The organism is Streptomyces sp. NPDC006332 (assembly GCF_040612855.1).
Taxonomy (GTDB): domain Bacteria; phylum Actinomycetota; class Actinomycetes; order Streptomycetales; family Streptomycetaceae; genus Streptomyces.
The window spans coordinates 1-23,788 of the sequence record NZ_JBEXRA010000018.1; the positions used below are offsets into that span (position 1 = coordinate 1).

Here is a 23,788-nt window from a genome sequence, read left to right on the forward strand (position 1 = left end):
GTCGGCGCGGTGCTGGCGGGTGAGCGGGGACACGTCGGTCGGGAAGTCCTTGTAGAAGGTGGGCAGCTGGGTCCGTTCCGCGCAACACGACGCGAGGAACGGCCCCTGCGGTATGCGCCATGGGGTGGCCGCACCGCACACGTCATCCGGGGATCTGGTGTACCGGGTCGTCGGCATCGGTCTCCTGGACCGGTCTGAACTCCACGGCCACCACACCGTCGACGTTCCTGCACAGCTCCTCCAGGGCGGGCACCGAAACTTCCGGTGACAGCCGCCCGCTGAGCACCACCTGACCGTGCGCCACGTCCACATGCACGGCGGAGGGAGCCAGGCCGAGACTCCTGACCAGTACCTCCTCGACGATCTCGGTACGGATCGCCTGGTCCGTCCGCACGAAGATCCGCAGCAGGTCACTCCGGCTCACCACACCGATCAACCGCCGGCCCTCATCGACCACGGGCAACCGCTTGATGCCGTGCTGAGCCATGACACGGGCGGCGTCGACGACACTCCAGTCCTCGCCCGCACAGACGGCGGGTGAGGTCATCAGCCCGGCCGCGTCGGTGGCCCATGCCTTGGTGGGCCGTACGCCCGAGGCCGGGGCGGTGCCCTCCTGCCCGCCCCACATCTTGTGCAGCAGATCAGCCTCCGACACCACGCCCACCGGGCGGTCCTCCGCGTCCACGACGGGCACCGCCGTGATGTCGTACTCCAGCAGCAGGTGCGCGATCTCCTTGAACGGGGTTCTGGCCTGGACACGGACGACCGCGTTGCTCATCACGCCGCGCACCGTCTGGTGGTTCATCGCAGGGCTTCCTCTCGGGGTCCGGCTCCGGGCCGGGCGACGTGCGCGTACGGCCTTCACACTGTAGGCAACGAGCGGCACACCGCGGATTACGCCCGACTTCCGGTGCTGCATCCCCCCATTCCACCGCGCGGCGCCCCGGAACGCACCTCGGAACGACCACCCCGCACGGACAACCCCCTCCCTGCTCGGCTGCCACCCCGTCGGCTGTCATTCCGAAGCGAAGTCCGTCCCCCGGGAGACCTTCTCCCACTCGGCGAGCTCGGCTCGCACGGAGTCCAGGTGCCCGGTCAGGGCGTCGACCGCGTCGTTGCCGAGGGCGAGACGGAGCGGGGTCCTCTCGGCGTCCAGAGCCAGCAGGATCGCCGCCGCGGCCTTCGCCGGGTCGCCGGGCTGGCTGCCGGCGCCGTCCCGTACCAACTGCCGGGTCGCGCCGACCTTCTCCGCGTACACCGGGTTCTCGGCGGAGAAGTACGCGGCTCCCTTGCCGAACAGGTTGGTTCGGAACGCGCCGGGTTCCACGATCAGCACCTTGACACCGAACGGTGCCACTTCGTCGGCCAAGCCCTCCGACAACTGCTCCAGCGCCGCCTTGGTCGCGCTGTACGCGGAGAACCCGGCGAAGGACAGCTGCCCGCCGAGGCTGCTGATGTTCACCACCGATCCACTGCCCCGCTCCCGCATCTGCGGCAGCAGCGCCCGGGTCAGCCGCGCCGGACCGAACACGTGCAGCTCGAACAGGTCGCGCAGCTCCCGGTCGGTTGTCTCCTCGAACGCTCCCACCTGGGTACGGCCGGCGTTGTTCACCAGCACGTCCACCCTGCCGTAACGGGCCAGGACGTCGGCGGCCACCGCGTCGATCCGCGCGCCGTCAGTGACGTCCAGGCTGACCGCGTCCACCCGGTCCGGGTATGCGGCGACCAGGTCGTCCAGCGACTCTGTCCGCCGCGCCGTCGCCACCACCGTGTCACCGGCGGCGACCGCGGCCTCCGCGATGGCCCGCCCGAAACCGCTGCTCGCGCCGGTGACCAGCCAGACCTTGGCGTTGCCGCTCATCTGTGTCTCCCTCGTCAACTGCCGTTCGGGACTTCCCCGTCGACAGGTCCCATCCTTCCGGCGGAGCGCGGACGACGTCCAAGACACGCCGTGATAGCCATGGGTTATGGATGTACATGGGCGCGATCTTCGCTACTTCACCGCGGTCGCCGAGGAGTTGAGCTTCACCCGTGCCGCCGAGCGGCTGTTCGTCTCCCAGCCCGCGCTGAGCAAGCAGATACGGATGCTGGAGAAGCAACTCGGCGTGGTCCTGTTCGAACGTGACCGGCGGACCGTGCGGTTGACCGCTGTGGGGGAAGCCCTGCTGCCCCGCGCCCGCGAGGTGCTGGCCGCCTGGGAGACGGCCGAAGCGGCGGTGGAGGAGGCGAAGGCCGCCGAGCGGAGCGCCTTGGTGATCGGCATGTCCACCAGCCCGGGGCGCGGTCTGCTGCCCGCCCTGCGGACCCGCCTCGTCTCCCGGTGTCCGGACGCGCGGCCCGTTCTGCGTCAGGTCAACTGGGCGGATCCCAGCGCCGGGTTGGCGGACGGATCCAGTGACGTCGCCTTCGTCTGGCTGCCGCTGCCGGACGGTGACCGTTACCGGTTCGAGGTGGTGGCCCGCGAGCCCCGGCTGGTCGCGCTGCCGGACGGACACCCCCTGGCGGCGCGGGCCGCCCGTGACCCCGAGGGACAGGTGGACTTCGCCGACCTGCTGGAGGAGCCCTTCCTCGCCCTCCCGGCGGAGGCCGGACCGCTGCGGGACTACTGGCTCGCCCTGGACGCCCGCGATGGTCGACGACCGCGGATCGGCGGGGTGGTCTCCAGCGCCGAGGAGACCCACGAGGCGGTCGCCGGCGGCCAGGGAGTGGCGCTGCTGGCCACCGGCAACGCCCCGCTGGTCGTCCGGGACGGGGTGATCGCCGTACCGGTCCGGGGCATTTCCCCGGCTCGACTTGCGGTGGCCGCGGCTCAGGGCGACAGACGGCCACTGGTTCTCGCCTACCTTGCCGCCGCGCGCGAGGTCGGGGCCACGACCTGCTGATGCGGCTGCTCAGCCCCTCGGGATCCTCGCCATTCCCGCCGTCCCCGGTGTGCGCGGGCACCGGCGGCCCCACATGCGCGGAGCCGCCACACACGGCACGCTGGTGCCATGGCCGACGCCCAGCCCATCGTGATCTACCGGCCCGCCGTGGACGGCGGACGGCGGGTGCGAGTGGGCGATCAGTTCCGTGGCATGGCGTACGGTCTGCTGGACGTCGTCGAGTTCCTGCGTGGCGCGGGCCTGGGGGACGTCGATGAGGACTGGGTGCGGCAGTCCGGGCTGATCGAGTGGCGGGGCGGCGGTCCGGAGCAGTGGCTGCCGTGACGCGACGAAGCCGTTCTTGGCCGTGGTCCTTCGGGGCACGGGCCGACTGCCCGGTGGGCCGAACCGTCACGCGGATGTGGCCCGAAGCCTGTGTCAGTATCGGCGGTGTGGGCGCAACGCCGTGCGCCGGGCCGAGGGCAGGGGAACGACTGAGATGAACCGGCCACCAGGAATGATGGATGTGGCACGGGAGGCAGGCGTCTCGCACATCACCGTTTCCCGGGTGATCAACGATCATCCGTCGGTGCGGCCGGAGACCCGGACCCGAGTAGAGGCCGCGATTCGAAAGCTGGGCTATCGCCCCAACAGTGTGGCCAGGGCCCTCAAGAGCCGCCGTTCGGCGACGATCGGTGTGGTGATCGTCGGGTCGGAGCTGTTCGAACTGCCCCGCATCCTGCTCGGCGTGGAGACGGCCGCCAAGGAAGCCGGTTACTGGGTGAGCCTGGCGAGCCGGCAGGGTGAGAGCACCACCGGCGATCTGGTGGAGACCCTGCGGCGGCTCACCGACCAGTCGGTGGAGGCGATCGCGGTCGTCGCCGACCGGAGTGTCGTGGTGGAGGCGCTGGCGGGCCTCGTGTTCGAGGTGCCGGTGGCCGTGGTGATGTCCGGGAGCGTCCCCAACCCCGATCTGAGCTTCGTCGAGGTCGATCAGGAACTCGGTGCCCGGCTGGCGGTTCGGCACCTCCTCGACCTCGGGCACAGGCGCGTCGCCCACCTTTCCGGCCCCCCACGCACCTTCGACGCTCGGGCGCGCGTCGAAGGCTGGCAGGCTGAACTCGCTGCCGCGGGAGCGGAGGGAGTCGTGCTGGAAGGGGATTTCACCGCGGAGAGCGGCTTCCGACTCGCCCACGAACTCTGCACGCACGAGGCAGGTCTGCCGACAGCGGTCTTCGCGGGCAACGACCTGATGGCGATGGGGGTGTTGGCGGCGTTCGCGGAGCGTGGAGTGAAGGTGCCGCAGGACGTGTCGGTGGTGGGATTCGACGACATGAAGGGGGTCGACTACCTGGTGCCGGCCCTGACCACGGTGCGGCAGGATTTCCTCCACCTCGGCAGGAGCGCCATCGAGCTGCTGGTGCGGACGCTGCACGGGGAGAAGGCGGCGCGCGAGAAGATCACGCCGGAGCTCGTCGTGCGGCGCAGCACCGCTCCTCCTCCCGCCGGTTCACCGTCCCGTCGTCACGTCCCCTCCCGTCCTGCCCGGGACGCAGCGGCGGGCGCGTAGTCGAACCAGCGTATGAGTGCCTCGCCCTGACCTGCTTCGGCGTCGCCCGTGCCGTACAGGCCGAGGTGCACGCCGACGAATCCGCCGGCTCGTTCGGTGCTGAAGAAGGATCGCTCGATGCTGCCCAGGGTCGCCCAGGTGCCGTCCTTGACGTAGAACGTGTAGCCGGACTCGTCGCTGTCCACCGCGAGGACGACCTCGTCGTCCGTCACGGCGACCGCCGCGAGGCGAGTGTCGGTACCCGCTTCCCGGGCGGTGAGCACCGCATGCGGAATTCCGGAGGCGTCGACGGTCAGAGCCAGCGTGGCGTGCCGGTCGTGGTTCTGGAAGACGACCAGCCCCGCTTCCTGCGTCGGTGCGACGGCGGTGAAGCGGATCCGGGTGCTCGCGCGCACGCGTAGGTGCTGCTGGCGGCGGGCGATGAACGCGGGGGTGCCTGTAGAGGTGAGGGTCTCGGGGGAGAGGCGGATGGTCAGCCCTTCCTCGCCGGGGCGGAGCGAGACGAGTCCGTCGACCGGTCCGCGCAGGCTGTACCAGTCCGGGGCGAGTGCGGTGCCGTCGAATCGGTCCAGCACACGGCCGTCCCGGTGCGCCCCCACGGGCGCCACCGTGATCCCGGCGGGCAGCCGCTCCGACAGCCGTACACGTCCGCTGTCCGGTGCGAACACGGGGCCCCTGGCGGTCCATTCGACGGGTACAAGGAACACCTCGCGGCCGAGCGTGTGCGTGCCGTCGGTCGGCCGCACGCCCAGGGCCACGGCCCAGGTCTCCCCGGCGGGGGTGTCGACCAGGTCGACGTGGCCGACGTTGTGGATGGGCTCCGCCGCTCCGCGGTGGCGGTGGGTGAGCAGGGGGCTCCTGGGATCCGTGGTGTAGGGACCGGTGACGGCGTCGGCACGAGCCGCGGTCACGGCGTGGTGGTGTTCCGTGCCCCCCTCCGCGGCGATCAGGTAGTACAGGCCATCGCGTTTGTAGAGGTGCGGCGCCTCCACCCAGGCACCGCGCAGCGCCCCGTGCCACAGGACATGGGTCGGGCCGGTCAGAACCAGGGTGTCGAGGTCGAGCTCGCGCATCCACAGTTCACCGGGACCGGTCACGTCCGGGCGGGCGGCGTCGCGGCAGGCGGTGAACCAGCAACGGCCGTCGTCGTCGAAGAACAGCGACGGGTCGATGCCCTCCGCGTCCATAACGATCGCCTCCGACCAGGGGCCGGCCGGGTCGGATGCGGTGGAGAGGAACGTGACGCTGCCCTGGCGGCTCTTCGCCAGGGTCGCGACCACGTAGAACGTGCCCTCGTGATGACGGATGGTGGGAGCCCAGATGCCGTCCGAGACGTCCAGCCCGGTCAGCGACAGACGCGAAGACCGGCGCACCACGTGCCCCAGAGGGCTCCAGTTCACCAGGTCGCGGCTGTGGAAGACCGGGATCCCGGGATAGTACGCGAATGTTGACGTGACCAGGTAGAAGTCCTCCCCGACCCGGCAGATCGACGGGTCCGGATGGCTGCCGGCGAGAACGGGATTGGCGAAGGTCGACACGAGGGCGCACTCCGAGGCAGACATGGGGCGGGGACGGGATCGGTCGCGGCCGAAGCCTCGACGGATTGTTAACGTTAACATCAAGGCTACGAAAGAAAGATCCGAAAGACGCGTCCGTCCACACGACATCAGAGAGGCACCCGCATGCCGACATCCCGGCACGAACCCACCGGGCACCTGGCCTTCCCCCCGGACTTCCTCATCGGCTCCGCGACCGCCGCCTACCAGATCGAGGGCGCCGCCGACGAGGACGGACGCGGTCCTTCCATCTGGGACACCTACTCCCACACCCCGGGCCGGACGTGGAACGGCGACACCGGAGACATCGCCGCCGACCACTATCACCGCCTGGAGGACGACCTCGACCTCATGGAGTCCCTCGGCCTGCGCGCCTACCGGTTCTCCATCTCCTGGCCGCGTGTCCAACCCACCGGCCGCGGTCCGGTCAACCCCAAAGGCCTGGACTTCTACCGTCGCCTGGTCGACGGCCTCCTCGACCGGGGCATCACCCCCGTAGCGACCCTCTACCACTGGGACCTGCCCCAAGCCCTCGAAGACACGGGGGGCTGGACGAACCGCGACACCGCCCTCGCCCTCGCCGACTACGCCGGCACCGTCGGCGCCGCTCTCGGCGATCGCGTCCCGGTATGGACCACGCTGAACGAACCATGGTGCTCCGCCTACCTCGGCTACGGATCCGGAGCGCATGCCCCCGGCCGCACCGACGGCGCCGCGGCGCTGACCGCGGTCCACCACCTCAACCTCGCTCACGGACTGGCCGTCCAACAGCTCAGGGCGGTCACCACCAACAGCCCGCAGTGCGCCATCAGTCTCAACTTCCACGTTCTGCGAGGCAGGGGCGACGGCGCCGACGAAGCGGTGCGCCGCATCGACGCGCTGGCCAACCGCTCCTTCACCGAACCGCTGCTGCGCGGACACTACCCGGAGGACCTCCTCAGGGACACCGCCGCGGTCACCGACTGGGCGTTCGTGCGGGACGGCGACCTCACCGACATCCACCAGCCCCTGGACCTGCTCGGCGTCAACTACTACGCCACCACCGCCGTCCGCCTCTGGGACGGCGTGACCCCGCGTCAGAACAACGACGGTCACAAGGACGTGGGAGGCTCCCCCTGGCCGGGCTCGCCCCAGGTCGAGTTCCTCGAACAGGAGGGCCCGCACACCGCCATGGGCTGGAACATCGACCCCGAGGGCCTTGAGGATCTCCTCCTGGACCTGCACACCCGGTTCCCGAACCAGCCTCTGGTCGTCACCGAGAACGGGGCGGCCTTCGAGGACCACCCCGCCGCCCGCGCGGACGGCACCCACGCCATCCACGACCCCCAGCGCGTCGACTACCTCCGCCGCCACCTCGTCGCCGCCCACCGGGCACTCGCCTCCGGTGTCGATCTGCGCGGATACTTCGTGTGGTCCCTGATGGACAACTTCGAATGGGGCTACGGCTACTCCAAACGTTTCGGCATCGTCCATGTCGACTACGAGACCCAGCGCCGCACCCCGAAGGACAGCGCCCTGTGGTACCGGGACCTCGCGGTGACCGGCAGCATCCCACCGCTGCCGACCAGATGAAGGAAAGGCGGACCAGGATGAACCTGGCCACACCCGCGGATCCGGTACGGACCCGGTTGGTCGCGGCCGGGGCCGCGGCGGTGACCATCGGCGCGGGGCTGGGGCTCAGGGCAGTGGCGACCGGGGACGTGGCCAAGTACGGCGGAGACGCGCTGTACACCGTCCTGCTGCATGCGCTCGTCGTGCTGGCAGCGCCACGTGTGACCCCGCTGGCGGCCGCCGGAACGGCGCTGGCCGTCAGTTGCGCGGTCGAGTTCTCCCAACTCACCGACGCCCCGGCGGAGCTCGCCCGGCGCAGCGCCGTCGCCCGCCTGGTGCTCGGTTCCACCTTCAATCCACCCGACCTGGTCTGGTACGCGGTCGGCGCGGCGGTGGGCTGGCTCGTCCACTCCGCGGTGGGCTCCTCGAACTCGGGCGACGCGAAGTCGGCGAGAAGAACGATGAAGTCTCTGATCTTGGGAAGACGAGAGTGATCTTCGTATTGCTTCCGTGAGGGGGACGCTTCGCCGTGGCCACGCCCATACGCCGTTTCCGACCCGTGCGGCGCCGACGCCGCCCGTTCGACATCCGTCGAACCGCCGCGTTCTTCGGCCTGCTGGCCCTGGTGGTGATCCTGGTGGGCTTCTCGGTGCGGGCGGCGGCCGGTGCCGTCGAGCGACGCCCCGCGTGGGCCCTCGCGCTGGGCGTCGTGGGCGTGGCGATCGTGATGGCCCTACGGCACGGGCGACGCCGGTTCTCCCTCTCCAGGACGGCGCGCCGGGCCGCCGTCGCGCTCGACCAGGGAGCAGGTAGGGCGGTCGAGGTGCTGGACACCCCCTCGTCCGTGGGTGCGGACCCGGAACCTTCCGCCGTCGGCGCCGGCCTCGAGGAGACGGTCGTCCTCCCACGCGATGCCGTGGCCGCCCCGGACGCCCTGAGCCCGGACGAGTTCGAGGCGGCGACAGCCGCCCTGTGCGAGCGGGACGGATGCTCGGACGTCGAAGTCGTCGGCGGGGCGGGCGACCTCGGTGCGGACGTCCTGGCCGTCGCTCCGGACGGGCGGCGCGTCGTCATCCAGTGCAAGCGCTACGGCGATGGCCACCGGGTCGGCTCCCAGGACCTGCAGCGCTTCGGCGGCACCTGTTTCACCGTCCACCAGGCCGACGTCGCCGTCGTCGTCACCACCAGCGACTTCACCGAACCGGCCGTCGAGTACGCCGAGCAGTGCGGGATCCTGTGCTGGGACGGGCCGGCCCTGGAGGCATGGAGCGCCGGCACCGGTCCGGCGCCGTGGGAGTCATGGACCGAGGAGGCTTACCGTTGACAGCCGCCGCCGACAACCGCGGCGGCTGTCACGCCCGTCGCGCACCCACCGGCACGGTCAGGGGCGCCCTCGGGCTTCCATCGGGTGACTGCGTGGGGCGGGTGGCACGGCGGCCGGTTTCAATGCCCGGTACGTCGCCTCCGCGTCGTCGTCCGCCGTCGGCCGCAGGCACTCGATGAGGTAGTCGCCCGTGTCGGGGTCGAGGGTCACGCCGTGGGTCTCACTGCGGAATCCGGGGAAGTGACGGTCGAACGACTCCAGGGCGGTGAGGTAGCGCAGCAGGGGGCCGTCGGGCACGCCCACGCTCTCGCCGGGCATGAGGACGGGAATGCCCGGCGGGGTGACGGTGACCATGGCGGCGGCCACCTGGCCCGGCGCGTCGGCCAGGCGTACGCGCTGCGTGCCGCCGCGGATCAGCTGCTGGTAGCAGAGGTACGGCGGGGCCGCGGGTTGCGGCAACTGCCGGAACGCTGTGTCCAGCAGGTCGACGAGGCGGGCCGAGCGCAGATGGTCGTGCATGTCCTGACACAGATCGCGCAGGGTCAGGCCGGCGTAGCGCCTGGGATGCTCGGCGACTAGCGCGGGCAGCACACGGTCGAGGGGGGCGTCCTCGTCGTAGAGGGCCTTGAAGTCCATCAGGGCGTCGAGGAGGGTGCCCCACTTGCCTTTGGTGATGCCCATGGAGAACAGCACGAGCGTGGTGTAGCTGTCGGTCTTCTCCACGACGATGTGACGGGTGGCCAGGTACGCGGTGAGCACCCGTGCCGGGATGCCCCACTCGGCTGCCGCACCGGTCGCGTCGATGCCGGGGCAGGTCAGGGTGACCTTGATCGGGTCGAGCATGCAGTAGCCGTCGGTGAGCCCCGGGAAACCGTGCCAGGCGGCGCCCGGTTCCAGGTGCCAGCAGGACGGCTCGGTGCGCAGCAGATCGGCCGGTGCCTCGTCGAACGGCACTCGTGCGCCGGTGCCCGGGTCGGTGACCGACTCGGGTTGCCACACGCCGAAGAACCACGGCGGCCGGTCACCGGCCTCCTCGATCCGACGCCGGATGCGCACCATCTCCTGACGGAACCGGACCGCCTCGGTCACGGCCTCGTCCAGCAGCCAGTGGCCCTGCGGCCCGTCCATCATCGCGGTCGCCACATCCAGCGACGCGATCATCGGGTAGAGCGGGGAGGTGGTGCCGTGCATCATCAACGCCTCGTTGAACCGGTCGTGTTCGACGGGCGCCCTGGGCGCGGGCCGGACGTGGACCATGGCGCTCTGCGAGAGCGCGGCCAGCAACTTGTGGGTCGACTGGGTCGCGAAGACCGTCGGCCGGTCCGGGCCGGGGAAGGTGTCCTCGTCCACCGACATGCCGTACCGGCCCGCGTAGAGCGGATGGAAGCGGGCATAGGCGAACCACGCCTCGTCGAAATGCAGCCGGGGAGTGCTCGCGGCGAACGCCCGCGCCGCCGTCGAGGCGTCGTAACACAGGCCGTCATAGGTCGAGTTGGTGAAGACGGCGTACTGGGCGTCCGGTGACACGGCCTGCCCGGTCAGCGGGTTGGCCACCACCCGCGCCGCGACCGACCCCGCGGCGAGCTCCGCCGGAGGCAGCGGTCCGGCCAGGCCGTAGCCGTTGCGGGTGGGGATCAGGTAGACCGGGCGCGCGCCGGACATGACCAGCCCGTGCAGCACCGACTTGTGGCAGTTGCGGTCCACCAGGGCGATCTCGTCGCGGGTGACGCTGAAGGTGCCGACCACGCGGTTGCAGGTGGAATCCCCGTGCAGCACGAAGTAGGTGAGGTCGGCGCCGAAGACCCGGGCGGCGTTGCGTTCCGCCTCGCCGATCGGGCCGGTGTGCTCGAACAACGAGCCCAGTTCCCCGACGGAGATCGACAGGTCGCTGCGCAGCAGCCGTTCCCCGAAGTAGTCGTGGAACGCCCGGCCCGCGGGCGACTTCAGCAGGGCGACACCGCCGGAGTGGGCCGGGGTGTGCCAGGAGTACTCGTGCGCGTCGTCGAAACGGCGCAGCGCGCGGAAGAAGGGCGGCAGGACGGCTTCCCGGTAGGTCCCGGCGGCGGTGGTGATCCGGCCCGCGATGAAGCCGGGGGTGTCCTCCAGCGGCCACACGTACCCCACGATCAGTTCCGACACCCACAGCGGCAGGTCGCGTACGCCGTCGTCCGTCATGACCAGGAAGACCGGCAGATCCTTGAACCGCCGGCCGATCGAGCGGAGCACCGTGGCGCCCCCCGGCTCACCGTCCCCGCCCCCTCGGCCCGGGAGGTCCCAGGCGACCAGCGCCGCGGTCAGTCCGGCCTCGGTCCGTAACACCGCTTCGGCGTCGGCCACCCCGACCGCCCACCGGACGTCGAAACCCCGCGCCTGGATCGCCTGACCGATCCCCGCCCATTGCTCCGAGCCGGCCCCCTCGTCCCGAGGATGCTCCCGCACCGCGATCAGAATCCTGCTGTCCGCCATGGAATTCCCTCCCGGCGGCCCGTACCGCCGCCCCCGCTCAGTCTCCGAGAGAACCCGGCCGGACCGAGGGGAGCGCACGGTAAACCACCCGCACGACGGAAACGCCTGTCGTCGAGGGCTCGGGGTGAGGGGATCGTCGAACGGCTATGTGCCGGATGGGCGGTGGGGTCTTCGGGTGCCGTCGGGGCGCGTTCAGCCGGCGGTGACCCGGGCGTTGACCCGCCGCATCCAGTCCTGGTCGGTGTGCCACATGGGGTGGTGGGGAGCGGCGTTGGAGGTCAGGACGACGCCGTGGAACCCCGCGGCGAGGCAGCGGTCGACGACGAACTCCGCGATGTCCTTGCCGACGGCGTCCTCCTCGAAGCGCGTCAGCAGCGGGGTGTACCCCACGACGCTCTCACCGAGGACGGCGGGGATGCCGCGGTCGCGGGCGAAATCGGCGACGGAGTCGACCCACCCGGCCAGTGTCTCCCGCATGGCCTGCCGGTGCGCCGGATAGTTCTCGTAGAGCCACAGGTCCCAGCGGTCGGGGTCCACCCAGTCGTGCGCGTAGAACAGTTCGCGCGGGATGCCGGTCGCGGCCAGACGCCAGGGCTCGTCCGGCTGGTAGTCGGCGAAGGCGGGCGCGTCGGGGCGCAGCATGGCGGCCAGTTCGGGGGTGGGCCAGGTGGCCGTCTCCGGCGCCGCCTCGGTGCCGTGCCCGAGCCCCACCGCCTCGTACAGCGCGCCGAGCACGCCGTACACGTAGAAGTGGAAGTGCGCGATCTGCGCCTGCTCCGGCAGATCGTCGAGCTCGTCGGGCCACGGCTCACCCAGCGAGTAGGTCACCGGAATGCTGGGGTGGCGTGCCTGCAGCAGCTTCACGGCGCGTTCGAGGGGGCCGCGCAGCCGGGCGTAGTGGCGGGTGGTTCCGTCGCCGGGCACCAGGGAGCAGTTGTCGACCTCGTTGTGCACCTCGACGTAGGCGACGGGGCCGGCCAGCCCGCGTTCGGTGAGGAAGTCCAGCAGCTCGGCGAGCGCTTCGGCGACCGCCTCGGCGCGGTCCGGGCCCGGGACGTCGGCCAGGGCGCGGTGCCAGCTGTCGGTGTCGGCGAAGCTGGGGGACTGCTGGTACTCCCACGAGGACACGATGACCTTGCAGTCATGGCGGGCGGCGGCCTCGAACAGCTCGATGAGCCGTCGGCGGCCGTCCAGCGGGTAGCCGCCGTGCACGTTGTACCAGCGGGTGCGCTGTCCGAACTGCGCGCCCAGGCCGCGGACCTGCAGGGACTCCGGCTCGTCGACGCGTCCGGAGAACAGCAGGAAGGGCATGGCGCAGATGCGCACGGTGTTGAAGCCCCGCTCCACCGTCTCGGCGAAGGCGCGGTCGAGGTCGGCGAACGGCTCGCCCGGTCCGGCCTGCGTGTACCAACTGAAGTCCCACAGAGTGATGGCGAGCCGGCCCGTGGTCTTGAGCCGAGCGGGTTGTTGCTGTGCGGTCATGGGGTCACCCGTCGTGTTCGTGTGCGGTGGGCCGTCGCGGATCGGCGGAGCGGCGGCACCACGCTAGCTCAATTCATTATTTATGAATAATCCTTGACGAGGGTGGCGGGGTTGTCCAGGCTGTGGGGCGAACGAACCCGCGCGCATCGAGGAGTCGCCCGCTATGACCGAATCCACCCATCCGTCCCGGCGCGCCGTCGTCACGGCGCTCGGTGCGGCCGGCTTCGTCGCCCTGCCGGCCTGGCCGCAGACGGCGCGAGCGGCAGACGGCCCGGCCGTGGCCGCCGCGACCGGCCCGGTGCTCGACACCCACCCGGACACCGAACCCTCCGGCACCCATGTGCGTGAGGTCGGCGGCACCAACGTCGTCTTCCAGTACGGCACGGTGCTCCCCGCCTTCGACGGCTGGCGCACCCATGAGCCCACCCGCGAGTACCTCACCCTGGACAAGAAGTGGCGCTTCCGCTTCGACCCCGACGACCAGGGACTCGCCGAAGGCTGGCAGTCCGCGCACCACGACGACGGGGCGTGGGGCCTCATCGACGTGCCGGCGGCCTGGGACCTGCTGAACACACCCGGATTCGGCTCGCAGACCACCCCCTTCGGCCAGGGCACCGCGTTCAGCGACGGGTACGCCTGGTACCGCACCACCGTCGACGTGCCCGGATCCTGGCGGGCCCGGCACGTACGCATCGCCTTCCTGGCCGCCGGTTACAGCGCCGAGGTCTGGCTCGACGGCACCCGACTGGGCAAGCACGAAGGCGCCAACTCACCCTTCGCGCTCCCGGTCGCCGGGGCGCTGAGGCCGGGAACGCGCCAGACGATCGCCGTGCGGGTCTTCCGCCGGGCGAGCTACACCGACTACACGGCCTCGACGGGGCAGGCGGTCACCGACGACTACGAGGTGCCGTACAAGCCGGTCGACTACTGGCCCTACGCGGGGCTGACCCGGTCGGCCTGGATCGAGGCGGTCCCGCAGGTCACCATCACCAAACTCCTGGTGTCCGGCGCGAACGGACGACTGGAGGCACGCGCGGTCGTCGAGAACCACTCAGCCTCGGACTTCGACGGCCGGCTCACGCTGGACCCCGGCCGGGACAGCGGCGCCCCGCCCGTCCGGGTCGAGGTCAGGATCGCGGCCCGATCGGCCGGCGTCGTGCCCGTCTCGGTCCCCGTGCCGCACGCCCCGAGATGGAGCCCGGCCGCACCGCACACCCTCACCGCCCGCGCCACCCTGACCTCCGGGAAGTCCTCAGGCCCGCGGGTGGACACCCTGTCGACCGTGTACGGCGTGCGGGACCTGACCGTCGGCGACGCGCAGGTGCGGCTGAACGGCAAGCCGCTGTTCCTCAAGGGACTCAACTGGCACGAGGAGACGGCCGCGCACGGCAGAGCGATGACGCCCGCCGAGTACGACCGGGAACTGGGCCACATCACCGCACTCGGCGCCAACCTCATCCGCAACTGCGTCTACAACCGCCACCCGTACGTCTACGACTGGGCCGACGAGCACGGCGTCACGGTCATGGACGACATCGACACCATGTGGCTCAACACCGCCCAGGAAAAGCTCCAGACCGAGCGCTACGGCCTCGCCCGCGCACTGGCCCTGACGATGGCGTGGAACCAGCACAACCACCCGTCGGTGATCCTCTGGGGACTGCAGAACGAGTCGGAGATCGACGCCGACGGCGCCCCGGTCTACCGGGCCTGGCTCGCCGACCTCAAGGCGGCCGTGAAGGCCGTCGACCTCACCGCCCGCCCCGTGACCTGGGCCTCCAACACCAGCAACGACCCCGCCTTCGACCTCGCCGACGTGATCGGGTTCAACGAGTACTTCGGCTACTTCTACGGCAAGGACGCCGACCTCGGACCCACGCTTGACGCGGTGCACGCGAAGTATCCCGACAAGCCGATCCTGATCACCGAGAACGGCACCTGGTCCGAGGCGGGCACCCACGGTCCGGACACCACGCAGGGCACGGAGGAGTGGCAGGCGGCGAGTTTCACCGCCCACTGGGCGCAGGTGACCGCGCGCAGCGCGTTCGTCGCCGGGTTCACCTACTGGGTGCTCAAGGACTACAAGGAGCGGGCCGGGTACAACCAGGCCTACAACGGCATCTCCGTGATGGGCCTGCTCACCTTCGCCGAGGAGCGCCCCAAGCTCGTCTACGACGCGTTCCGCGAGGCGGTGAATCCCAGGGGCAGGTGACCTGACAGGGCACGGCAGGAGGGGGAGGGGCGGACCGCCCCTCCCCCTCCTGCCGTCAAGCTCTCAGCCCTTGACGCTGCCCTCGGTCAGACCGCTGCGCCAGAAGCGCTGCAGGGCCACCATGGCGATCATCAGCGGGACGACGGAGACGAAGGCACCCCCAACGGTCAGCTGATAGAGCTGCGGCTGACGGTCGGCGAACGACTGCCACGACGTCAGGCCGAGGGTGATGGGGTACAGCTTGGCGTCGGACAGCATGACCAACGGCAGGAAGTAGTTGTTCCAGATGCCGACGAACTGGAAAAGGAAGATCGTCACCAGGGCGGGGGTCATGATCCGCAGCGCGACGGTCGTGAAGATGCGGATCTCTCCCGCGCCGTCGATGCGGGCCGCCTCCAACAACTCGTCCGGTATGGAGGCCGCGGCGTAGATCCGGCACAGGTACACGCCGAAGGGACTGACGAAGCTCGGCAGCAGGACGGCCCAGTAGGTGTTGGCCAGGCCTGCCTTGCTGAACAGCAGGTACATGGGCAGCGCCAGCGCCGTGGCGGGGATCAGGACGCCACCCAGCACGACGTTGAAGATCGTGTCGCGGCCGGTGAAGGAGAACTTGGCCAGCGCGTAGCCGGACATCGCGGCCAGCAGCGTCGCCACGGCCGCGCCGACGCCCGCGTACAGCAGGCTGTTGGCGGCCCAGCGCAGGTAGATCGCATGGTCGTAGGTGACGACCTGGTGCAGGTTGCTCCAGAACTGGGGATGCGAGAACCACAGGCCGAAGCTGCCGAACAAGCCGCCGGTGGACTTGGTGGACGCCACGACCAGCCAGTACACCGGGAGCAGGAAGTACCCGGCGGCCGCCACGAGCAGACCGATGACCAGGATGCGACTGCGTGTGGTGACCCCGGTGATGCCGCCGCGCGGCGTCGTGCCGTCGTCGGAGGCGGGCGTCTCGCCCCGTGGCGGGACTGTGCGGGCCGGTGTCTGGAGACTCACGCGTCCCCACCTCTCTTGTTGATCAGCCGCAGAAAACCGAAGGAGAGCACGAATGCGGCGAGGGCGAGCAGCACTGCCTCGGCGGCGGCGAGGTGGTAGTTGTCGTTGGTGAACGCCTCGTTGTAGGCGCTGAGGTTGGGGGTGTAGGCGCTGTCGATACTCGACGAGACGGGCTTGAGCACCAGCGGTTCCGCGAACAGTTGCAGGGTGCCGATGATGGTGAAGACCGTGGTGAGGACCAGCGCCGGGCGCAGCAGCGGCAGTTTGACATGCCGGACCGTCACCCACGCGCCGGCGCCGTCGATGCGGGCGGCCTCGTACAGCTCCGCGGGGATGGTGCGCAACTGGGCGACCAGAACCAGGACGTTGTAGCCGGCGAACTCCCACGTGACGATGTTCGCGATGGACCACAGAACCGTGTTCCCGCCCAGCAGGTCGACCGACACCCCCAGGTGGCGCATGCCGTCCACGAGAGGGCTGACTCCCGGAACGTACAGGAAGCCCCACAGGATGGACGCGATGACCCCCGGGACGCCGTAGGGCAGGAAGAAGGCGGCGCGGAAGAACCGCACGCCTCTGGCCGAGGCGCTGTCCAGCAGCAGCGCGAGCCCGGCGGACAGCACGACCATCACCGGCACCTGGACGACCGCGAACAGCAGGACGCGACCGATGCTGCTCAGAAAGGCGTCGTCGGACAACGCGTCGGAGTAGTTGCGCAGCGCCACGAAGACGGTGCGGGTGCCGCCGAGCCCCAGGGCGCCGGTGTGCTCGACATCCATGACGCTCTGGTAGACGGCGTAGCCGATGGGGACGGCGAAGGTCAGCAGGAACAGCAGCAGGAATGGCGCGACGAAGGCGAAGGGCGCCAGATTTCTGCGGCGGCGGGACGTTCGGGTGGGCATCAGGGTTCTTTCTGGAGTCCGGAGGGAGAACGGCGGTGGCCGTGTCGCGCCCTCCGGAGGTGGTCACTGGCCGGTGGAAACCTTCAGACCCTTCCTCTTCAGGTCCTCGACCGTCTGCTTCTGTGCCTGCTGGACCGCGGAGACGAACGTGCCCTTGCCGGCCACGGCGGCCTGGAAGCCGTCGTTGAGGTGCTGGTAGGTGGCGTCGATCGTCGGTATCCACTTCCACGAGTTGTCGATGCTCTTGTCCGACTGCGCGAAGACCTCGTTGTACTTCTGGCCTCCGAAGAACTTCGACGGCTTGTCCAGCGAGGAGCCCTTGTATCCGTCGGCCGCGGCGGGCCAGCCGTATCCGCCCTGCAGCAGCAGGTCGACACTCTTCGGGTCGGTGTTGAGCCATTCGGCGAACTTCAGGGCCTCGGGGATGTGCTTGGCGCCCTTGAGGACAGCCGTGGAGGATCCGCCCCAGTTCGCTGAGGCGTTCGCGCCCTTGGTCCACTGCGGCATGGGTGCCACCGCCCACTTGCCGGCGGTCTGGGGAGCGTTTCCGCTGATGATGGCATCGCCCCACTGGGCACTGACCCACGAGGTGATGCCGCCGGTCTGCAGGTCCTTGTACCAGCCGTTGGCGAAGTCGGGCTCGGTCCTGATCAGTTTCTTGGTGCGCAGGCTGTCCCAGAAGGCGGCGACCTTGAGGGTCTGCGGGGAGGCGATGTTCACCTTCCAGGTGTCGCCGTCGACGCCGAACCACTTGGCGCCGGCCTGCCATGCCAGTGCGGTGAACCAGGCCGAGTTGCCGGGCGGGAAGGTGCCGATGGAGGCCTTCGGATCGGCGTTGTGGATCTTCTCAGCGGCCTGGGCGTACTCGTCCCACGTGGTGGGCGGAGTGATGCCCCACTTCTTGAACAGGTCGGAGCGGTAGAACAGGCCCATTGGACCGGACGCCTGGGGGATCGCGTAGACGTCCGAGCCGAAGACTCCCTGCTGCCACTGCCAGTCCACGAACTTCGACTTGTCCTTGTCCGCGCCGTAGTCGGACAGGTTCACCAGGCCGTTCTCCAGCAGGAACGAGGGGATCTCCTGGTACTCCACCTGGGCCAGGTCGGGCGCGTTGCCGCTCTTGAGGGCGGCGCGCATCTTCGCGTAGCCGCCGCTGCTGCCTGACGGGATCTTCTCCAGCTTGACGTGGATGTCCGGGTGGGTGGCGTTCCACCTGTCGACGGCCTTGTCGACGCCGGGGACCCACGACCAGAAGCGCAGGTCGACCTTCTGGCCGGGCTTGACAGGTGACTGGATTCCCTTGTCCGACGAACCGGTCGAACCCCCGCAGGCGGAGATCATCAGGGAGGCGGCGGCCAGGGTCGCTGCGAGTGCGCCCCGGCTTCTGCGGAGGTGTGCGGTGCGGCTCATGGGAGGAGGTCCTTCCTCGCTTCGTACGGGAGGTGGTGCCTGGTGCATGCCGGTCAGTTTCGGAGCGGCATCACCACCCCGTCAAGATATATTCATAATTAATTGAAACAGCTATGGTGGGTGGAGGCGTCGGGCGCGCAGGCGCCGGACGCGCATGCATCAGATGGGGAGACACACGATGACGGAGTGCCGCAGGATGGCGGGACGCGTGGCGGTGATCACCGGCGCCGCGCACGGAATCGGCGCGGCCACGGCGCGAAGGCTCGCCGACGAGGGCGCGGCGGTCGTGGTCACGGACGTGGACGACACCGCGGGCAAGGAACTCGCCGCGGACATCCAGGACAGCGGAGGGCGCGCGGAGTACGTACGGTGCGACGTGACCTCGGCAGCCGACTGGGAGAACCTGGCCCGCCACGTCGACGAGGCTCACGGGCGGCTGGACATCCTGCACAGCAACGCCTTCGCCCAGCTCAACAAGCCCGCCCACGAACTGAGCGAGGCCGAATGGGACGGTCAGATGGCCGTGCTGCTCAAGCCGGCCTGGCGGGCGATGAGGACCTTCGCGGCCATGCTGCGCGAGGCCAAGGGAGCCGTCGTCCTCACTTCCTCGGTGCACGCGGTCATCGGCCTGCCGGGCCACGCCGCCTACGCCGCCGCGAAGGGTGCGCTGTGCTCGCTGGGCCGGCAACTGGCCGTCGAGTACGGGCCGGACATCCGGGTCAACACGGTGCTGCCGGGCCCCATCCTCACCGCCGCGTGGGAGGGGATCCCGGAGCCCGACCGGGAGCGCAGCGTGGCGGCCACGGCGGCGAAGCGGTTCGGGCAGCCGGCGGAGGTGGCGGCCGCCGTCGCGTTCCTGGCATCGGCGGACGCGTCCTATGTGACCGGAGCGAGCCTGGTGGTCGATGGAGGATGGAGCGTCATGAAGGAGTCCTCGTGAGCGGCGCGTACCGTGCGGAATGCTGTGCGCGGCATCCGCGAACAGGACCGAGACGGAAACGGAGAACGTGGTGACCCATCCGCCCAAGGGGCTGCACGGCCAGGCCGTGGAGGAGCTGGGCCGGCGCATCATACGCGGCGACTATCCCCCGGGCTCCGTGGTGGACCCGGTCAAGTTCGAGACCGAACTCGGAGTCAGCAAGACCGTGGTGCGCGAGGCGCTGCGCGTGCTGGCGTCCAAGGGACTGCTGGAGTCACGGCAGAAACGCGGTACGACCATCCGGCCTCGCGCCGACTGGAACCTGCTCGACAGTGATCTGCTGCGCTGGCAGGGGAGCAGCGCCCCGACCGACGGCTTCCTGGAGGACCTTGCGGAGGTCCGCGCGATCGTCGAGCCCGCCGGAGCCCGGTTCGCGGCGGCCCGCCGTACCGCGGCCGACCTGGACGCGATGCGCCAGGCACTCGACGCGATGGCGGCGGCGGGGGCGGACGCGGACGCCATGGTCGAGGCCGACCTGGCTTTCCACCGAGCCCTGTTGGAGGCCGCGCACAACGAACTCCTCAGCCGGATGGAGGTCGTCATCGAGGCCGGTCTGCGGGTTCGCGACCGGATCGTGCACGGCGCCCGGCACTTCTCCGACTCCATCCCCGTACACCAGGAACTGCTGGACGCGGTCGAAGCGGGTGATCCGGACGCCGCCGTCGCGGCCGTCGAGTCGCTCCTGGCGCAGGCGTCCGACGACCTGGCGGCCGTACAGGCGCGGGAAGACCCCGATGACGTCGCCACCGACTCGCAGCCGAAGGAAGTTCCTTGAAGATAACCGGACTTGAGACGTTCCTGGTGGCTCCGCGCTGGCTGTTCCTGCGCGTCGCCACCGACGAGGGCGTCACCGGCTGGGGCGAACCCGTCATCGAGGGCCGCGCCGAGACCGTGCGCGCCGCGGTCCACGAACTGGCCGACCACCTCATAGGCCAAGACCCCCTGCGCATCGAGGACCACTGGCAGGTCCTCACCAAGGGCGGCTTCTACCGCGGCGGCCCGATCCTCTCCAGCGCCGTCGCGGGCATCGACCAGGCACTGTGGGACATCGCCGGCAAGACCTACGGCGTCCCCGTGCACCGCCTCCTCGGCGGACCGGTACGCGACCGCGTGCGGATGTACGCCTGGATCGGCGGGGACCGGCCGAGCGACGTGGCGGAGCTGGCCAGGGAACAGGTGAAGGCGGGCTTCACCGCGGTGAAGATGAACGCCTCGGCCGAACTCGCCCCGATCGACACCCCGGCACGCACCGCCGAGGTCGTCGAACGCGTCGCGGCAGTCCGCGAGGTGCTGGGCGACGAGCGGGACATCGCCGTCGACTTCCACGGCAGGGCCTCCACCGCCATGTCGCGTCGCCTGCTGCCCCTGCTGGAACCGCTGCACCCGCTGTTCGTCGAGGAACCCGTCCGGCCGGAACACTCGGGCAACCTGCGCAGCCTGGCGGAGTCCACGAGCATTCCGCTCGCGACCGGCGAACGCCTCTACTCCCGCTGGGACTTCCGCGAGGTCATGAGTAGCGGCATCGCCGTCGCCCAGCCCGACCTGTCGCACGCCGGAGGCATCTCCGAGGTCCGCCGCATCGCGGCCATGGCCGAGACGTACGACGTCGCGATGGCCCCGCACTGCCCGCTCGGCCCGATCGCCCTGGCCGCGAGCCTGCAGATCGCCTTCGCCGTACCGAACTTCCTCATCCAGGAACAGAGCATGGGCATCCACTACAACGAGCAGTGCGACCTGCTGGAGTACGTGATGGACCCCGAACCCTTCCGTTTCCAGGACGGATACGCCGTTCTCGGCTCCCGCCCGGGCCTCGGCGTCGAGATCGACGAGAAGGCGGTACGCCACGCCGCCGAAGCCGGACACCGCTGGCGCAACCCCGTGTGGCGGGGCGCCGACGGCGCCTTCACCGAATGGTGAGCACCGTCAGGACCCCGCACCCCACCCCCAAGGAAGAGCCCATCCCCATGAACCTGGTGGAAAACCTCCGAGTCCACCGCCTGTTGGCGATCGTCCGCGGCAAGGATCCCGCCGCGTCCCTGCGCACCGTGCTCACCCTCGCCGAAGAGGGCATCGCCGCCATCGAGGTGTCGCTGACCACCGCGGACGCCCTGACCGTGATCAAGCGGGCCCGCGCGGAACTGGGACTCGGCGCACTGGTCGGCGCCGGAACCATACGCTCGGCCGCCGACGCTGCCGCCGCCGTGGAGGCCGGGGCGTCGTACCTCGTCACCCCGGCACTGGTCGAGGGGCTGGAGCCGTACGGCGTACCCGTGGCGATGGGTGCGCTGACCCCGAGCGAGATCGAACGGGCCCTCGCCCTGGGCGCCGACGCCATCAAACTCTTCCCCGGCTCCCTCGGCGGCCCCGGCTATCTCAAGGCCCTGCGCGACCCGTTCCCCGAGGTGCCCTTCGTGCCCGTCGGCGGCGTGGACGCGCAGGCCGCCCGTGACTACCTGGACCTGGGCGCCCTCGCCGTCGGCGTCGGCTCACCCCTCGTCGGGGACGCGGCCGACGGCGGCGACCTGGACCGACTGCGCGCCCGCGCGGCCGTGTTCCGCAAGGTGGCCGCGGGGGAGACGCCGTGACGACACCGGAGGGCCGGACCCCGGCCGACGTGGTGACCTTCGGCGAGACGATGGCGGCGCTGCGGGCGCACGGCGCGCTGCGGCTGGGCGGAAGTCTCGGCCTGTCCGTCGCGGGAGCCGAGTCCAACGTCGCCATCGGTCTCGCCCGGCTCGGGCACAAGGTGCGCTGGGCCGGCCGGGTCGGCGCGGACGAACTCGGCGCGCTGGTGCTGCGCACCCTGCGCGCCGAGGGCGTCGACACCGACCACGCGGTCACCGACGACACCGGCAGGCCCACGGGGCTGCTGCTGACCGAACCCCGCCTGGGCACGCTCACCCGGGTCAGCTACTACCGAGCCGGTTCCGCCGGTTCGGCACTCTCACCGGCCGACGTACTGCCCGCGCTGGCTTCGGGAACCCGCGTCCTGCATCTGACCGGCATCACCCCGGCGCTCAGCGCGTCGGCGGCCGAGTCCGTCCTGGCCGCCGCCACGACGGCGCGCGAGGCCGGCGTCACCGTATGCCTCGACGTCAACTACCGCTCCCGGCTGTGGACCACCGACCAGGCTCGCACCGCCCTCAGGCCGCTGCTGGACCACACCGACCTGCTCATCGCCTCCGAGGACGAGCTGCCGTTGGTGCTGGAACGGTCCGGCGCGGATGAGGCCGAGGCCGTGCGCGGCATCGTGGCCGCGGGTGTCGCGGAGGTGGTCGTCAAACGTGGTGCCCGCGGTGCGACGGCTTTCACCGCCGACGGGGCGAGCGACCGCGCGGCGCGACAGGTCGACGCCGTCGATCTGGTCGGAGCGGGTGACGCCTTCGTGGCCGGTTACCTGTCCGGACTCCTCGACGGGGCGGACATCCCGGCCCGGCTGCACCGGGCCGTCACCACCGCGGCCTTCGCCGTCGCCACCCGGGGCGACTGGGAGGGCCTTCCGACGCGGGACGAACTGGGCCTGTTCGACGAGCCCGACGGCACCACCATCCGCTGACTCAGGAGACCGTTCATGACGTCCACGGCACACCCCGCGGCGGTCCTCGTCGAGGGAGCGTACGAACTCGCCGAGGGCGGCCGTTGGGTCGACGGCCGGTACGTGTACGTCGACATCCTCAGTGGCCGGCTCTTCGAACTGCGCGACGACACCGGACGGGCGACCGCGCGCCAACTGGCCAGGCTGGACGTGCCTTTGGGTGCCGTCGCCCCGGTGAGTGGCCGACCGGACGAGTGGATCGCAGCCGCGGGCACCGGCATCGCGCTGCTCACCGCCGACGGCGCACTCACCTGGCTGGACCGCCCCGAGGACCGCACCCCCGTCCCCAGCCGGATGAACGACGGCGTCGCGGACCCCGCAGGCCGGTTCTGGGCCGGCAGCATGGCCTACGACGGCACACCCGGCGCGGGGTCGCTCTACCGTACGGACCCCGACGGCACGGTGGTACGCGTCCTCGACGGCCTGACCATCACCAACGGACCGGCGTTCACCGCCGACGGCACGACCATGTACGTCGCCGACACGGCCGTCGGCACCGTCCTGCGCTGCCGGGTCGATCCCGTCTCGGGCGACCTGTCGGCGGGCCCCGAGACCTTCGCCCGGCTACGGGACGACGAAGGAAGCCCTGACGGAATGACCGTCGACGACGAGGGCTGCCTGTGGATCGCCATGTGGGGAACCGGCACCGTCCGCCGGTACCACCCGGACGGCCGCCTGCTGCACACCGTGATTGTCCCGGCCCCGCACCCCACGTCGGTGTGCCTGCACCCCGGCGACGACCGCCTGTTCGTCACCACGGCCCGGTACGGCGTGACGAGCCCGACCGCTGCCTCCGGCGCGGTGCTCAGCGTCCCGGTGCCGGCCAGCGGAACGGCAGCCTGTTCCTGGCGCGGCCGACTCTGAGACCCGGTCTGCGTCAGGACCAT

At 70.5% G+C, this 23,788-nt stretch carries 21 protein-coding genes; 13 read left to right on the forward strand and 8 right to left on the reverse strand.

Going from position 1 to position 23,788, the window contains the following annotated elements:
• Window positions 1–142: 142 nt before the first annotated feature.
• Together ABZ027_RS18150 and ABZ027_RS18155 are read right to left on the reverse strand one after the other, a co-directional pair.
• Entirely contained in the window at window positions 143–805 is a 663-nt protein-coding gene (locus ABZ027_RS18150; protein ID WP_356769349.1) for a CBS domain-containing protein, read from the reverse strand.
• 210 nt (window positions 806–1,015) lie between these two features.
• Window positions 1,016–1,861, reverse strand: coding sequence for an oxidoreductase (locus tag ABZ027_RS18155; RefSeq protein ID WP_356769351.1), 846 nt, complete (start codon window positions 1,859–1,861; stop codon window positions 1,016–1,018).
• Between the two features lie 106 nt (window positions 1,862–1,967).
• Between ABZ027_RS18155 and ABZ027_RS18160 the strand changes: the two genes are divergently transcribed.
• The 3 genes from ABZ027_RS18160 to ABZ027_RS18170 all read left to right on the forward strand — a co-directional run bounded on the left by ABZ027_RS18160 (window position 1,968) and on the right by ABZ027_RS18170 (window position 4,431).
• Complete coding sequence (locus ABZ027_RS18160; protein ID WP_356769353.1) at window positions 1,968–2,882, forward strand: LysR family transcriptional regulator; 915 nt, start codon at window positions 1,968–1,970, stop codon at window positions 2,880–2,882.
• 108 nt (window positions 2,883–2,990) lie between these two features.
• Window positions 2,991–3,206 carry a hypothetical protein gene (locus tag ABZ027_RS18165; protein ID WP_356769355.1) on the forward strand — a complete coding sequence of 72 codons (216 nt, stop codon included), beginning with the start codon at window positions 2,991–2,993 and terminating at the stop codon, window positions 3,204–3,206.
• Between the two features lie 175 nt (window positions 3,207–3,381).
• Complete coding sequence (locus ABZ027_RS18170) at window positions 3,382–4,431, forward strand: LacI family DNA-binding transcriptional regulator (protein ID WP_356769570.1); 1,050 nt, start codon at window positions 3,382–3,384, stop codon at window positions 4,429–4,431.
• On the opposite strand, the gene ABZ027_RS18175 is transcribed toward ABZ027_RS18170, so the two are convergent.
• Complete coding sequence (locus ABZ027_RS18175; RefSeq protein WP_356769357.1) at window positions 4,386–5,969, reverse strand: glycoside hydrolase family 43 protein; 1,584 nt, start codon at window positions 5,967–5,969, stop codon at window positions 4,386–4,388. The genes ABZ027_RS18170 and ABZ027_RS18175 overlap by 46 nt on opposite strands.
• A gap of 144 nt (window positions 5,970–6,113) precedes the next feature.
• Between ABZ027_RS18175 and ABZ027_RS18180 the strand changes: the two genes are divergently transcribed.
• Genes ABZ027_RS18180 through ABZ027_RS18190 form a run of 3 tightly spaced genes read left to right on the forward strand, consistent with a single transcriptional unit; the run spans window position 6,114 to window position 8,862 of the window.
• A complete protein-coding gene (locus ABZ027_RS18180) occupies window positions 6,114–7,559 on the forward strand; it encodes a GH1 family beta-glucosidase (protein ID WP_356769359.1) in 1,446 nt (481 codons plus the stop codon).
• Window positions 7,556–8,032, forward strand: coding sequence for a DUF2809 domain-containing protein (locus tag ABZ027_RS18185; RefSeq protein ID WP_356769361.1), 477 nt, complete (start codon window positions 7,556–7,558; stop codon window positions 8,030–8,032). The genes ABZ027_RS18180 and ABZ027_RS18185 overlap by 4 nt, the downstream gene beginning before the upstream one ends.
• A 35-nt stretch (window positions 8,033–8,067) precedes the next feature.
• Window positions 8,068–8,862, forward strand: a complete 795-nt coding sequence (locus tag ABZ027_RS18190) for a restriction endonuclease (protein WP_356769363.1) — start codon at window positions 8,068–8,070, stop codon at window positions 8,860–8,862.
• A 57-nt stretch (window positions 8,863–8,919) separates the two neighbouring features.
• Here ABZ027_RS18190 and ABZ027_RS18195 read toward each other — a convergent pair whose 3' ends face one another.
• Complete coding sequence (locus tag ABZ027_RS18195) at window positions 8,920–11,328, reverse strand: Orn/Lys/Arg decarboxylase N-terminal domain-containing protein (protein ID WP_356769365.1); 2,409 nt, start codon at window positions 11,326–11,328, stop codon at window positions 8,920–8,922.
• A 192-nt stretch (window positions 11,329–11,520) separates the two neighbouring features.
• Window positions 11,521–12,810 (reverse strand): cellulase-like family protein, encoded by a 1,290-nt coding sequence (locus ABZ027_RS18200; RefSeq protein ID WP_356769367.1) that lies wholly within the window; start codon window positions 12,808–12,810, stop codon window positions 11,521–11,523.
• Window positions 12,811–12,973: 163 nt separating this feature from the next.
• On the opposite strand from ABZ027_RS18200, the gene ABZ027_RS18205 reads away from it, so the two are divergent.
• Window positions 12,974–15,022, forward strand: coding sequence for a glycoside hydrolase family 2 TIM barrel-domain containing protein (locus ABZ027_RS18205; protein WP_356769369.1), 2,049 nt, complete (start codon window positions 12,974–12,976; stop codon window positions 15,020–15,022).
• A 63-nt stretch (window positions 15,023–15,085) separates the two neighbouring features.
• Here ABZ027_RS18205 and ABZ027_RS18210 read toward each other — a convergent pair whose 3' ends face one another.
• The 3 genes from ABZ027_RS18210 to ABZ027_RS18220 all read right to left on the reverse strand — a co-directional run bounded on the left by ABZ027_RS18210 (window position 15,086) and on the right by ABZ027_RS18220 (window position 18,327).
• Window positions 15,086–16,015 (reverse strand): carbohydrate ABC transporter permease, encoded by a 930-nt coding sequence (locus ABZ027_RS18210; protein ID WP_356769371.1) that lies wholly within the window; start codon window positions 16,013–16,015, stop codon window positions 15,086–15,088.
• Window positions 16,012–16,917 carry a sugar ABC transporter permease gene (locus tag ABZ027_RS18215; protein ID WP_356769373.1) on the reverse strand — a complete coding sequence of 302 codons (906 nt, stop codon included), beginning with the start codon at window positions 16,915–16,917 and terminating at the stop codon, window positions 16,012–16,014. The genes ABZ027_RS18210 and ABZ027_RS18215 overlap by 4 nt, the downstream gene beginning before the upstream one ends.
• A 63-nt stretch (window positions 16,918–16,980) precedes the next feature.
• Entirely contained in the window at window positions 16,981–18,327 is a 1,347-nt protein-coding gene (locus ABZ027_RS18220) for an extracellular solute-binding protein (RefSeq protein ID WP_356769375.1), read from the reverse strand.
• 196 nt (window positions 18,328–18,523) lie between these two features.
• Between ABZ027_RS18220 and ABZ027_RS18225 the strand changes: the two genes are divergently transcribed.
• The 6 genes from ABZ027_RS18225 (at window position 18,524) to ABZ027_RS18250 (ending at window position 23,765) form a co-directional block, all read left to right on the forward strand.
• Entirely contained in the window at window positions 18,524–19,267 is a 744-nt protein-coding gene (locus tag ABZ027_RS18225) for an SDR family oxidoreductase (RefSeq protein ID WP_356769377.1), read from the forward strand.
• A gap of 67 nt (window positions 19,268–19,334) precedes the next feature.
• Window positions 19,335–20,081, forward strand: coding sequence for a FadR/GntR family transcriptional regulator (locus tag ABZ027_RS18230; RefSeq protein ID WP_356769379.1), 747 nt, complete (start codon window positions 19,335–19,337; stop codon window positions 20,079–20,081).
• Window positions 20,078–21,223, forward strand: a complete 1,146-nt coding sequence (gene dgoD, locus ABZ027_RS18235; RefSeq protein ID WP_356769381.1) for a galactonate dehydratase — start codon at window positions 20,078–20,080, stop codon at window positions 21,221–21,223. Before ABZ027_RS18230 ends, dgoD begins: the two co-directional genes overlap by 4 nt.
• Window positions 21,224–21,270: 47 nt before the next feature.
• Window positions 21,271–21,891, forward strand: a complete 621-nt coding sequence (locus ABZ027_RS18240; RefSeq protein WP_356769383.1) for a bifunctional 4-hydroxy-2-oxoglutarate aldolase/2-dehydro-3-deoxy-phosphogluconate aldolase — start codon at window positions 21,271–21,273, stop codon at window positions 21,889–21,891.
• Complete coding sequence (locus tag ABZ027_RS18245; RefSeq protein WP_356769385.1) at window positions 21,888–22,862, forward strand: sugar kinase; 975 nt, start codon at window positions 21,888–21,890, stop codon at window positions 22,860–22,862. Before ABZ027_RS18240 ends, ABZ027_RS18245 begins: the two co-directional genes overlap by 4 nt.
• 15 nt (window positions 22,863–22,877) lie before the next feature.
• Window positions 22,878–23,765 (forward strand): SMP-30/gluconolactonase/LRE family protein, encoded by an 888-nt coding sequence (locus ABZ027_RS18250; RefSeq protein ID WP_356769387.1) that lies wholly within the window; start codon window positions 22,878–22,880, stop codon window positions 23,763–23,765.
• Window positions 23,766–23,788: the final 23 nt, after the last annotated feature.

Excerpts from the sequence above, each read along its gene's own strand:
- ABZ027_RS18180 (WP_356769359.1), top strand. The coding sequence starts at position 6,114 with ATGCCGACATCCCGGCACGAACCCACCGGGCACCTGGCCTTCCCCCCG.
- ABZ027_RS18185 (WP_356769361.1), top strand. The coding sequence starts at position 7,556 with ATGAAGGAAAGGCGGACCAGGATGAACCTGGCCACACCCGCGGATCCG.
- ABZ027_RS18215 (WP_356769373.1), bottom strand. The coding sequence starts at position 16,917 with ATGCCCACCCGAACGTCCCGCCGCCGCAGAAATCTGGCGCCCTTCGCC.
- ABZ027_RS18240 (WP_356769383.1), top strand. The coding sequence starts at position 21,271 with ATGAACCTGGTGGAAAACCTCCGAGTCCACCGCCTGTTGGCGATCGTC.
- ABZ027_RS18250 (WP_356769387.1), top strand. The coding sequence starts at position 22,878 with ATGACGTCCACGGCACACCCCGCGGCGGTCCTCGTCGAGGGAGCGTAC.
- ABZ027_RS18205 (WP_356769369.1), top strand. The coding sequence starts at position 12,974 with ATGACCGAATCCACCCATCCGTCCCGGCGCGCCGTCGTCACGGCGCTC.
- ABZ027_RS18160 (WP_356769353.1), top strand. The coding sequence starts at position 1,968 with ATGGATGTACATGGGCGCGATCTTCGCTACTTCACCGCGGTCGCCGAG.
- ABZ027_RS18165 (WP_356769355.1), top strand. The coding sequence starts at position 2,991 with ATGGCCGACGCCCAGCCCATCGTGATCTACCGGCCCGCCGTGGACGGC.
- ABZ027_RS18225 (WP_356769377.1), top strand. The coding sequence starts at position 18,524 with ATGGCGGGACGCGTGGCGGTGATCACCGGCGCCGCGCACGGAATCGGC.
- ABZ027_RS18195 (WP_356769365.1), bottom strand. The coding sequence starts at position 11,328 with ATGGCGGACAGCAGGATTCTGATCGCGGTGCGGGAGCATCCTCGGGAC.
- ABZ027_RS18150 (WP_356769349.1), bottom strand. The coding sequence starts at position 805 with ATGAACCACCAGACGGTGCGCGGCGTGATGAGCAACGCGGTCGTCCGT.
- ABZ027_RS18220 (WP_356769375.1), bottom strand. The coding sequence starts at position 18,327 with ATGAGCCGCACCGCACACCTCCGCAGAAGCCGGGGCGCACTCGCAGCG.
- ABZ027_RS18170 (WP_356769570.1), top strand. The coding sequence starts at position 3,382 with ATGGATGTGGCACGGGAGGCAGGCGTCTCGCACATCACCGTTTCCCGG.
- ABZ027_RS18200 (WP_356769367.1), bottom strand. The coding sequence starts at position 12,810 with ATGACCGCACAGCAACAACCCGCTCGGCTCAAGACCACGGGCCGGCTC.
- ABZ027_RS18155 (WP_356769351.1), bottom strand. The coding sequence starts at position 1,861 with ATGAGCGGCAACGCCAAGGTCTGGCTGGTCACCGGCGCGAGCAGCGGT.